Annotated in this window: 10 protein-coding genes; 6 read left to right on the top strand and 4 right to left on the bottom strand. The window is 40.6% G+C overall.

The window, feature by feature from the left end:
* The first annotated feature begins 73 nt into the window (after nt 1-73).
* A complete protein-coding gene (locus FM038_RS03100; protein WP_142871912.1) occupies nt 74-1054 on the top strand; it encodes a LysR family transcriptional regulator in 981 nt (326 codons plus the stop codon).
* A gap of 65 nt (nt 1055-1119) precedes the next feature.
* On the opposite strand, the gene FM038_RS03105 is transcribed toward FM038_RS03100, so the two are convergent.
* Both FM038_RS03105 and FM038_RS03110 read right to left on the bottom strand, forming a co-directional pair.
* Complete coding sequence (locus FM038_RS03105) at nt 1120-3408, bottom strand: OmcA/MtrC family decaheme c-type cytochrome (RefSeq protein ID WP_142871913.1); 2289 nt, start codon at nt 3406-3408, stop codon at nt 1120-1122.
* Between the two features lie 275 nt (nt 3409-3683).
* Complete coding sequence (locus FM038_RS03110) at nt 3684-4652, bottom strand: LysR family transcriptional regulator (protein WP_195873199.1); 969 nt, start codon at nt 4650-4652, stop codon at nt 3684-3686.
* 479 nt (nt 4653-5131) lie between these two features.
* Here FM038_RS03110 and FM038_RS03115 point away from each other — a divergent pair, with 479 nt between their 5' ends.
* The 5 genes from FM038_RS03115 to FM038_RS03135 all read left to right on the top strand — a co-directional run bounded on the left by FM038_RS03115 (nt 5132) and on the right by FM038_RS03135 (nt 8127).
* Nucleotides 5132-5626 carry a DUF2726 domain-containing protein gene (locus tag FM038_RS03115; RefSeq protein WP_142871914.1) on the top strand — a complete coding sequence of 165 codons (495 nt, stop codon included), beginning with the start codon at nt 5132-5134 and terminating at the stop codon, nt 5624-5626.
* Nucleotides 5627-5829: 203 nt separating this feature from the next.
* Nucleotides 5830-6174, top strand: a complete 345-nt coding sequence (locus FM038_RS03120) for a cytochrome c3 family protein (RefSeq protein WP_223292989.1) — start codon at nt 5830-5832, stop codon at nt 6172-6174.
* A 12-nt stretch (nt 6175-6186) separates the two neighbouring features.
* Nucleotides 6187-6876, top strand: coding sequence for a 4Fe-4S dicluster domain-containing protein (locus tag FM038_RS03125; protein ID WP_142871916.1), 690 nt, complete (start codon nt 6187-6189; stop codon nt 6874-6876).
* Nucleotides 6873-7814, top strand: coding sequence for a cytochrome c nitrite reductase subunit NrfD (gene nrfD, locus FM038_RS03130; RefSeq protein WP_142871917.1), 942 nt, complete (start codon nt 6873-6875; stop codon nt 7812-7814). Before FM038_RS03125 ends, nrfD begins: the two co-directional genes overlap by 4 nt.
* A gap of 22 nt (nt 7815-7836) precedes the next feature.
* Nucleotides 7837-8127, top strand: coding sequence for a cytochrome c3 family protein (locus tag FM038_RS03135; protein ID WP_142871918.1), 291 nt, complete (start codon nt 7837-7839; stop codon nt 8125-8127).
* Nucleotides 8128-8382: 255 nt separating this feature from the next.
* Here FM038_RS03135 and FM038_RS03140 read toward each other — a convergent pair whose 3' ends face one another.
* A complete protein-coding gene (locus FM038_RS03140; protein ID WP_142871919.1) occupies nt 8383-8907 on the bottom strand; it encodes a DUF2059 domain-containing protein in 525 nt (174 codons plus the stop codon).
* 66 nt (nt 8908-8973) lie between these two features.
* The gene (locus FM038_RS03145; RefSeq protein WP_142871920.1) at nt 8974-11985 is read right to left on the bottom strand and encodes a M9 family metallopeptidase; all 3012 of its coding nucleotides are present in this window, start codon (nt 11983-11985) and stop codon (nt 8974-8976) included.
* Between the last annotated feature and the right edge of the window lie 37 nt (nt 11986-12022).

A 12022-nucleotide genomic window follows, 5' to 3' on the forward strand; every position in this document is an offset into this window, starting at 1 on the left:
GAGAGTCGTATCTCAGATATTAGAAGGTCAAACGTGTAATATCTGAATATCAAAGTAGTTAAATAGGGCATTTATGGATCTTAAGTTATCTAAATTAGATTATTTCACGTTACAAGTTTTAGTAGGACTTTATGAACTAAAAAGTGGGACATGTTTAGCGGCTAAATTAGATGTGGCGCAACCTAAGGTGAGTAGGGCCTTAAGTACTATTAGAGAGGTGTTTGATGATGAAATGTTTGTCCGTAAGCAATATGGGTTTGAGCCGAATGAATTGGCAGCAAAAATTTACCCAATAGCCAAGGTGGTGATTGATGCTTATTTACAAGTACAACGCGCATCACAGGACAATTTAGAGCAAAAGAAAACGATTAATATAGCAACACTAGACTATAACACCAATTTTTTGCATCAAAGTGTACTGGAAGTATCGAAGAAGTTAGGGATCACTAGTGTTATTAATATGGTGCCATGGAATGATGATATCCAAAAGCAGATCACATCGGGCAAGGTGGATTACGCAATAACGGTCAATCCTCCAGAAAATAATTTATTAAGGACTGAACTTCTTGCAGAAGTTAAGAGGTTTTACATAATAGCAAGAAAAGGTCATCCTATTTTCGATAAGTCATTTGGTTATGCAGACTTGATTTCAAACAGTTTTGTGCTTATTAACTATGCAAGAATAGGTCTGAAAAAACGAGCGATAGAACTATATGTAGAAAAGCATGGTGGAGAGATGGATGTTGTTTTAAAAACCAACAACTTGCACTATGCTTTAGATTATCTGGTTAATAATGACAGTATCTGTATCGCTGCCACTGAAAGTATCTTGGAACACATTATTACTAGGGAGGGGTTACAATACCAAGACACGACAGAATTTTGGGTTACTCAGGTCATTCCCAGTTTAGATTTATCCGCTCAAAAAAGCGTCCAATATTTACAAGGAAGGCTAGAGGGTGATACTACTTTTTTTAATGAGCTGGTTATAACAATGAAGCAAAGGCTAGAATATTTACAGAAAACGGTATGTAATCACAATCAAAATAATTAAACCGTGACGAGTGGATAGAAAACCAACCGAATTCGGTTGGCTAGTATGGTTAATAGTAAAGCCGATTATTTACTATGATAGCCTTCTATTTTCTCTTGAGAGTGACAAACACTACAGGCTTCTACCGTTGGGGTACCATCAAAGCTGGCATTACCAGAACTGATGGTGTGCTGCTTGGCTGACTCAGACGTATGACAAGATAGGCAAGTCGCTGCCGCAGGGCTGATAAAGGTGTCGATGACATTGTTATGGCGTACTAATACCGGTGTCGTTTGTTCTACCTTATCTAAATTAAAGCTATCTTCAACATGGCATGAAAGACAGTTAGATTTGCCCGCAGGATAATTAATATCTGAAAAATCCATTGAAGGTCTACCAGAGTAATTATTTATCCCTTTAGCTCCACGTGTACCACTATGGATACCATGAACCATAAGTTTATAGTCAAATGCGTAAGCAATCGCTTCAGGCAATTGAGCATCGACTCGTATCATGCCTACTTTGCGAGGAGAGTTGGGGTTGTGACAAGTAAGACAGCCACCTTCTTGATATGTAACACCATGATGTTTTAATGCGCCGAATCCTTTCGTTTCGATAGTCTCACCAGTCCAATCTTCATCATGATGCCAAGTATCATCGTCCATGATGAGCGTTACCGCTGCATCATTAAGCTCGTTGTGACAAGCCGTACATTTACTATCATCAATCACTTGTCTACGTGCTACAGCAGAATAATTATCTGCAGATTCAGTTACTACACCATCTGTATTAAATGCGGCTGAAACAGCATTTGGGGTAACGGTATAAATATTCTCTTGACCGCCACTGGCTGCACTTTCAATACAAGAGGTGAACTCTCCACTATCTTTGTTGAAGCAAAGCTCACCGTCTAGTACTAACGTACCAGAATAGGCTTCAACTATGGTTGAAGGTAATTTATCCGTTACAGTCACTGTCGTTACTCCGGTCGCTACGTCATAGCTTACGACACTGCCTTTTTCTGCGTTGTCGCTAACGATATCGAAGTAGATCGCACCAAAGTCAGTTTCTCCATTTTGAGGCATTCTGCTGAAGCTATCATCTTGGTTACCAAATATTGCCTTAACGAAGAACTCTGGGTAGATAACTGAAATATGGTTGTAAGATAAGTACTCTAGTTTAGTTGGGTCAACAGCGGCCCCATCCATTAATACCTTGAGCTCAATACTGGCTTGTCCAGCATTTTGGCCATAGGTATACCCAGATACTTGCATATCAAGTAATTCAATATTAAAGCGTTGCTTTACATTATCGGCCAGAGATTTAATGTTTAGATGTGAATGAGCTACATCGACAGAAGTGGATGTATGACATTGAACACATGAACCTGTTGGGTATCCAGCTTCATGCATTGGACGTTCAATTGTAGTCACTGAGTCATGACATGCTCGACAAGTATTCTCAGACGGGTATTGGGTGAAGTAGTTCCATTGAGGAAGTGATTCACTTTCCTGATGACAGGTATCGCAGTTGATTGCTGACTGCGGATAGTTATTCGCTCCACCGTCAGCTTTCAACTCAATATGTGCACTATGGACTAAACGGGTGAAGACATTTTCCTCACCCATGTGGCCTTTATTGTCATTGTGGCAAGTGTTGCATGACTCTAATGTATTATAAGTACCGCCATGATAGATGTTGCCAAAGTCAGCATGGCAGCTAATACATGTTTGACCATCAACCATCTCGCGGCTAACTAAACCATCTTCAATGGTGATGTCGCCATTTTGGCTGAAATCGTACACGAGATTGACATTAGGCACTTTATCCCCGTTCGAGAATGTCCATTTGGTGGACAGTAATAACCTTTGAGTTGCCAGTTCATCGTAGTTAATTGCTTTAACGGGAGTCGTATCACCAAAAGAGCTGTCCAGTGGGATTGAAAAAGTATATTGGTAAGAGCCATTTTGGTAATCAATAAGCTCTCCTTTACATGAAGGGGTAGCGCCTGGAGCTCCAGAGCAATCTGCACCATAGGCTAACCATTGTGGTGCTTCTCCGGTTACCTCATCTGCTGGCATCAGTTGGTGCATATAGAAACCAATATTGGCATCAGTGAGTCCAATAACTGGGATCTCATTTTCATTCAGTGCGGTAATCAACACACTTGTAACTTGCTCTGAGTTAATGGAAACGTTATCAACCGTTAAGTTGAGGGCGTTCGCCGTGCGGACGGTGATGAGTCCGTCATTGCCGTTGTTTCCGTTATCTCCATCATTTCCGTCTTTGCCGTCATTACCATCGCTTCCACACCCATAAAGGCATCCGCTCATGAATAAGGCAGATATAATTATTTTCTTATTGGTATTCATCATCTACTCTCTAATTAATTTATAATGTTACTATTTACAGGAGTAATTTATATAAAAAATGAATGGGTTAAATAGTGTGGAATCACACTAAGTGAAAGATAAATGATTATTTTCCATAAAGGTTAACTAGGTTTGTTTTTTAAAAGTCGATTATTGGAAATATAAAATGTGAAAATCTAAACATATTATATGTCGTAACTGGTGTTTAATGTTGTAAGTGTCAGTTGAACATAATTTGTTAACTATGTTTTTGTAAATCATGTTGAAAGGTTACTGAGTTAGCTTAACGTTGAGTTGAATAAGTTCTTGATAGAATCAGCTAACCATTGCAAGTTCGGTTTTTTATTATTTCTGTTGTGCACAAGGTAAAGTGTTGGGGGTGTTATTTTTTCATAAAAATTATTAGTTTCTACTTTTGAAAGTTTACAGGCATGGAGATCTGGCATACTGTTTATTACATTGTAAATAGAACCGAATGGCAGCAGTGTGATGGCATTTCGCTCTCGTAAACAGTCAAATAAACTATAGGCACCAGATACTTCAACCTCAATGTTTAAGTCTATGTTATTCTGGATGCAGTACTCCTTAAACTTATTCTTATTAGGTATTACAGAACCAATATTGCAATCAATAAATGGGTACTTTGAAATTGAGTTTAAATTTATCTCTTTCTTTAGCAGTGGATGGTTGTGATCACATATCAAGTAAAGAGAGTCAAGTTTAGCAAGAGGGGTTGAGATCAGGTTTTTGTCAAAAGATATCATTACATCATAGTTATCACTACTGCATATTCCAAAGTCAGTTTTCCCAGATGTTACATCATCAATAGAAGACCTTCCCCATTGAGAAATGTTGAAGCTCAATTTACAATTGTCATTGTTAATCATTGACAGTAGTATCTTTGGGAAAGGGAATGAAATAATATCTGGTGCAGATATTTCAAAGTGACTAAGATCGTTGTTAGTTTCGCCGCCGCTACTGATTTTTTGTAACTCTGAGCAGCACGATAAAATTTGTTTTGCTAATGGGTAAATTTTACCAGTAAATTCATTGGGGATTAGGCCATGCTTTTTCCTAATGAAAAGTTCGTTCCCCAGTACTTCCCTAGTATGTTTGAGGCATCGGCTTACCTTAGGTGCGGAAATGTTTAACTTGTTAGAAACTTTTGTCACCGATCTCATTTCATACAGATTGACGAGAATGTTTATACTTAAAAAGTCTAAATTGCTAAAGGAAATACTATTCATAAGATATCCAGATAAAGATGGTAACAAATTTATAGTACAACTATTTATGTCATATTTCTTTAATGAATATAATTAAATAACGATTATACTACTGGGGTCTGATTTAACAAATATGAATAATTGGTATTCACATTTGTTAAATGCCAGTTATTAAGAAAGTGAGGTTATGAGTTTTTGTTCTTTAAAACAGTTGGTTAGTGTGTTGACTGTTGTTTTCGTGGTTCGGTAAAATCACAGGGAGAAGATTTGTTTTAATTTGGCTGCGACATTAGCTTAGGCTGTATATCATAGTAATTATAAAATGCATAAAGTGAAATTGTAAAATACAGTTTTTTTAAATATGGTAAACCTTGCAGATTACAAATGGTTGTTCAATTCAAAATAACAAGATTGATCCAAATCAATATTAAAGAGTTGTGTTGAGATGATAATTGCATCGCTGAATAAGAAAGCACAATTTAAATTTTGAGGTCTATATTATGAATGTAACAGTAATGTCTAGTTATGCTTTTATTTACTTTGTATTATTTCTAGTGGTCCCATTTGTCATCGTAATATTTACAATGACATGTATTAAGTTTTTTAAATCAGATGAAATTAAAACGGATGATATGAGAGTTAAGTTAGCTCCTGAGAAAACTAAGGCTAAATACTCATCCCTGATAAGTAAACTTAATAACATAGCGAAAGATAAATACAATGTTATTTATGGGGTGTCTTTAGATAATATCCTTGATGTTAAAAGTGATAAAAATAGTCATATTCACGAAAACTTAAAGAATTGCCACTTGGATTATGTAGTTGTTGATGAAGAATCATCAGTGAAGTTAGTTATTACCGATCCTGAGCATAACACTCAAGAAAATAGTGATTTTATTGATAACTCACTAGCAAAAGTCGGTGTCAATGTTATTCATATGTCGGATGACCAACGATGTGATGACTTGTTAATAAGAGCATCGTTGGTTGCTTGATTTATAACAGTGCTAAATGATATTTGGCACTGTTGTAAAGAGTCTTTTGATAATCAATCGTTCGTTGAGATTTTATTATGAACAGTTTCCATAAAAAAATTATATTTCCAATGCTGACACTGATTGGATTTGTTTTGATACCCCTGCCTATTTCGTATGCAAGTGCTGTTGAAATTACTATTAATACCAATAAGCAGTGCATTATGTGCCATAAAAAAAATGGGAAGATGTTCGGTGCTCATTCTACAAACTCACTAGAGTTACGCTGCCAGAATTGTCATGGAGAAAAAGAGGGACATCCAAGAAAAAAATCTAATTTAATTAAATTTGATGAGAGTTCAGTTAACACTGCAGAGCAGCAAACTGCAGTTTGTACTAAATGTCATAACCCCAATGATTTAGCTGAAGGTGATTGGACTCATGTGGTTCATTCAAACAAAGTTAATTGCGCAAACTGTCATCAATTACACACTGAAACCGATCCAGTTACAGCTATTTCAACTAGTGAACGCAGTAAGTTATGTGTCAACTGCCATGAGAGCCGATAATTAGGGGGATATATGGAAAACAAAAGAAGGCTATTTTTAAAAGGCGCTTGCGCTACAGCAGTTGGAGCTGTTGGAGCGTCAAAGCTTATGGCTGCTCAATTAGATACTAAAATAACAGATGCTGCAGTAGAGATTAATTACGCACTCATTCACGATGAGACTAAGTGCATTGGTTGTGAAGCGTGCTCCGATGCTTGTCGTGAGACGAACAAGGTACCCGAGGGGGTAAGCCGACTTGATATTGTTAGAACAGGTCCATTCGGTGAATACCCGGAGCAGTACTTTCACTTTTCTCGCAAATCATGTCAGCAATGCGACGGTACTCCTTGTGTCAATGTCTGTCCAACAGGCGCCGCGTATAAAGATCCTAAAACAGGAATAGTCTCGGTAAATAGTTGGAAATGTGTTGGTTGCTTGTATTGCATTGCTGCATGTCCATATCAAATTAGATTTATCAATCCAATTACAAAAGCTGCAGATAAATGTGACTTCTGCAAAGAAACACGCCTTAAAGAAGGAAAGTCACCTGCTTGTGTAAGTGCCTGCCCAACTAAGGCACTTATCTTTGGCAATTTGAAAGATCCTGGTTCTGAAATTGTAAAGGTTTTAAAAACAACACCAAATTATCGCAGTAAAACAGAACTGGGAACTCGTCCAAAAGTTTTTCGTATTGCTGCAAAAGATGGGGAGATCAAGCTATGAGTCCATTCCATTTTGACAGCCTTGTTTGGCATTGGCCTATCGCAATTTATCTATTTTTAGCGGGTATTTCGGCGGGTGCTATTTGCTTCGCTGTATTACTAAAGCACTTTAAATTAGGTAAAAACGCTTATAAATCTAGTTTTGTGCAGGCTGCCTGTCTACTTGCACCGTTAGCTGTGTTTGGCGGGCTTGGTATCCTAGTTATCGATTTAACTAAACCCTTTGATTTCTGGAAGATTTTAGTGTTTTACAATCCAACTTCTATTATGTCAGTTGGCGTTGCTGTACTCATGATTTACCAAGTGGCCTTATTTTCATGGTTAGCTTGCGTATTTAAAGAGCCTATCTCTAATTGGTGTGATCATCGTTGGACAGTGATTGATAAAGTGCTAAATATATTAGCCAGGTATGAATCTACCATCACCGGGTTGTTAGTCATGCTAGCGTTATCTTTAGGGGCTTATACCGGATTTTTACTTTCGGCATTAACAACTTACCCAATGCTAAATAACCCTGTTTTACCTATATTATTTCTGGTTTCTGGTATTTCTTCTGGAGCCGCAGGGACGTTATTGGGTGGATTATTACTGAAGGGAAACCCTGATGGTAAAGAAGTGCATTTCATTCATAAGATTGAAATACCACTAATTTTGTTCGAACTGGTTCTACTTTTTACTTTCTTTATTGGGCTAATTATATCTGGTGGCCAAAGCCAAGTGGCGGCATTTACTGCAATTGGCGAAGGCTTCTGGGGTTGGATATTCTGGGCTGGAATCATAGTAATAGGCCTAACACTACCACTGGCATTCAATCTATTTATGACAGTCTCTGCTAAACGAAAATTATCATATGTTGCTATCACAGCTAGTTGCAGTTTATTAGGTGTTTTACTGCTGCGTAACTTCATTCTTTACACAGGTCAAATGACCGTCGCATAAACCAATATCCGGAGTTTATAATATGCTTAGAGTTTTAGGGTTAACATTGTTATTAACATTATCAGGTTATGCTATTGCAGAGCCTATAGCTGATACTCATTCAGAAATGAGCGGATGCGAATCTTGCCATGTAGACAGTGAGCCATCTGCTGATTTAGACTATGAAAACGGTGCTTGTGTAGAATGTCATGGATTTTTAAAGGAGTTTGCTGACGAAACTCATCAAAAGCACTTTGAGATATTAGCATGCAGTGATTGTCATTTGGCGCACGACGAGGCTAATCCCAATGATTCTTGCGCTAAATGTCACTAGTTGTAATGATTATTAATGTGCAATAAATCAATTAGCTTCCACTCTCTCATCATGGCTAATTGATTGTTGAAGTGTATATTTGTTTATTTCAACATCTTTACAAGGAAGTTATTGGGCTGGAAGCCATTTTTATTTACAAGTAGCCTGCAATACTGCTTGTACCCAAGCTCCGAATGGGTTCGCCACTCTATATAAAAAAATCTAGAGTGGCATTTTTATTATTTCCTTAGTGTTGAGTGTCAGAGATCAATGAATCTAGTGTGTTGAATGATGAGTTGATGAAGCGGTTACGCCTGCCTCTGCCGTCAGTTGCGACACGATCTGGTTAAATTCCCCCTTGATATCTCTCATCTGAGCTTGGACAAGTTGACTGGATTGCCTCAGTGTTGCTGGCATATTCTTGAGGTACTTCTTGCCGGTTTCTGTTCGGTAGAAAGCGGCGATCTCTTTCAGTTCCAGTTGGTTGTAAGTACTGGTATAGAGCTGGATAAGTTGTGGCTGTATCTGCTGCCAGTTCAGGCGCTTTTGGGCCAACTTGAAAGCTTGCTCTCTATATTTGGTTTCTATCTCTCGGTGCTCTGTTTTTAAGGGCAGGTCTTTAACCATGTGGGCGAAATTTGCCTTGAGCTGATACATGGCTTGGGGGATAACGTCTTGAGCAAAGGTGGCATCTAATACTGCTTGTGCGGCGGCTTGATGAGAGGTTTGCTCTGCATGACTTGGACTGCTGAAGGCTATCAGTAGGGCTAGTATTAGAGATGTAGGGGCGAGTATTTTCATGGTAACTCCAGATAAGGAACCTAGCGTCTTGGCCTATAGGGACTAGGCGCTAGGCTCCTTCATTAATTACTTCAGATCTGCCTGTATGGCGACACCTGAACTTGTCACTTCACTCTCAAGGGTGATGTAGTACCAACCTTCGCTTGGGTTCGTCACTGTGAATGACTCACTGGTACTGCCTGCATTGGTTGATGCTGCCGAGTTAGATTGTGCACTTGGCCAGCTAGTACCACCATACAAACTGACATCGCCAGTTCCATGGGCCGTGCTCACCGTAAGATCGGTGCTACCTGCATCAATCCACATGCTGTAATAGTTCATACCATCGGCGCTACAAACAGCTTCACCCGAGGTTAAACGTCCATCACTGACAGGATTTAATGTCTGACACGCATTAGTGATATTTCCGCCACTTGGTGGTGTAGTAGGTGGAGTCGTTGCTCCGCCAAGACTGACATTGATGGTTGCACCACTATACTCAGTGTCGGTATCGACCACGATATAACGCCATCCTCGGTTTGCAGTTACTTGAATTGACTCTTCATTGCCTGCGTTGGTTGAGCGAGTTTGTGCATTACTGCTATCGGCCCAAGTATCTGCATTGTAATACAAGCTAGCATCACCCGTTCCACCTGATGTCGTAATGGTTAGCTGAGTATTATCCTCCTCGACATAGACATAGAAGCTGCTTCTGCCGCCGCTGATACATTCGTCCTTACCGAGTGTTAGTTGGCCATAACTCATGGTAGCCGCACCACAATCTGGAGCTGGATCTGGATCTGGGTTTGGATTAGGGTTAGTTCCGCCGCCTTGTGCGGGGTCTGGTTCGGCAAATACTTCTGTAGTGCTCACAAGTAGATCTGCACCACCAAATTCACCTGAGAGTGTCAGATAATGCCAGTACTCGTTCGGATTCAAGGTCACTTGAATCACTTCATGATTACCGTTTCCTATGCCAAAACCGTCATTGACTTCACCACTCGCCCAGCCTGTTGTGCTGTAGTAGATATCGGCATCTCCCCAACCACCGCCAGTTTTAATCCAAAGCGTTTGATTGGTTTTGTCTACGTTGGCAAAAGCAAAACTCGCTCTGCCATTTTGTGAGTCGATACACTCCATAGGTTGATCAATCACTAATGAGGCATCAGGCGTATATCGGAAAGTTTCACTGGTTACAGTACAGGGTGAGTAGTCGGTACTTATCGTTGAGACCGGGCCTGTCCAGTTGCCTTCTGTGCCACTCGCAAGGGCGGCCGTATCCGATGGACCATGGTCGACAATGCCGTTATCGACTGTACTTAAGCCACTGGTTAGCCAGCCTGCCCACTCATTGTCATAACGTGTGCCGATACCATCCATAAAGGCTTGGTACTCGGTGTATTGATCGTTTCTTAAGTAAGCTAAGATCTGATCCACATCGGATTTATGATTTTCAAACATGAAACGTACAGCAAGATAGCCCCAGCGATAGATACGGTCTTGACCTGATTCATAGTTATTTTTAAAGATGGTTGAAATGGCAAACTCACCCGTTTCACCCATGGTGATCGCCGATGTGTTGGCATCACGGTATGAGATGTATTCGGCTAAGCCTTCAATCCACCAGATTGTATCGGCAGAGATCGCACGGCTAAAGTCGCCTTGCAGATTGTAGCGACCATCAAGGTAATGCACATACTCATGTTGTAGATTCCAGATATGAAAATCTGGCTGACGCCATTCGGCTTCATAGGCGATAAATCTAGCCTGATTCTTCAGTCCGGCTGGTGAGCCCTCTAAATACATACCGCCGTTATTAGTTGCTATACCGAAAAAGGTACCCGCGTAGGATTGATAATCGCTTGAACTATCGAAAACAATCAGCTCTAACGCGCTATTGTTATCATTGGCTACAGGCGTGTAGTTGGTGGCGAGTTTGCTGTGGAAATACGTTTCTTGGCCGCCGAGCACATCACAGGCCCAGGTTGCCTGATCGCGATACATGCTTTGAGCACGCATAGTGAGCGTATCCGAACACTGCCAATTAAAGGCGAGTGTCTCAGCTTCTAACTGTGCCTTAAAGCCACAGATATCGTAGTAATTACAGTTACTGCGATCATAGTAATCGGCCATACCTGCAGCAGCCATCCACACCACTTTCGAGGCATCATTCTTGTTGCTGCTATCGAGTACCGCTTTGACTAATGTAGTTACACGGCTCTTCATCTCAGGGATATGGTACAGGCGCGACATCTCACTCACCGCGTTAGTCAGCACATACTCGGCATCGGTGCCGACTAGGTGACGGTTGGCTAACTGGAAGTTGTTTAGGCTATCTAGAATGGTCTGATCGGTAGCGAACAAGGCCTTCATTGGCTCATCCCACTGGGCGCGGAATAGCGTTGTGAAGATAGAGTTAGCCGCAGCATTCATGCCCCAGTTTGCTTCCCAAGCAGCATCATAACGACTAAGTACTTCTTTGGTGATGTGGTTAAAGTCAGCACCGAGCCCAATCGAATCTATCAGGATCAGGGTCTCTTTTAAGACGCCTGAGTTTTCAGTTGAGACCGTCCAGATATTACTGTTATTAAATAAGCCAGTTATCTGGTTTTTTACATCAGATTTAACGGCACTCGAGTAGGCCGGTACATCATTAGGGCTGTAAAACTGCACATAGAGTGCGGCGCGCTGGAAATAGATCAAAGACTCGATGCCTGTGCTGTCTACGCCAGTATAACCCGCTGCACGGTCGTGAACTGCTGCTGCAACGGTGCGCATATTCGATTCACTAAATAACGCAGTGGCATCTGCACCTTTAAGGCTATATAGGGGGCTGACACATTGAGGATCAGAGCTAGCAAGCTTAGTGACTAAGGCATTACCACTTAAACCTATAAAGCTACTGCAGTCGGCCGCAGCTTGTGGGCCTAGGTTGCCAATTGGACCTTTTGCCGATGAGGGTAAGGCGGTGTGGGACCAAGGAGTACTTACTTGTACTAATGGCTGTTGAGTCTCTACGCGAGGTAACTGCTCGACGTTTGCATGTGCGCCATAGCTTGTTGCCAAGCTTATGGCTGCGACCAGGGTGTTCAATTTCATGGGGTCTCCATTATTTTTGATTGTTCCAAAGTCTGAA

The organism is Shewanella eurypsychrophilus (assembly GCF_007004545.3).
Lineage (GTDB): Bacteria > Pseudomonadota > Gammaproteobacteria > Enterobacterales > Shewanellaceae > Shewanella > Shewanella eurypsychrophilus.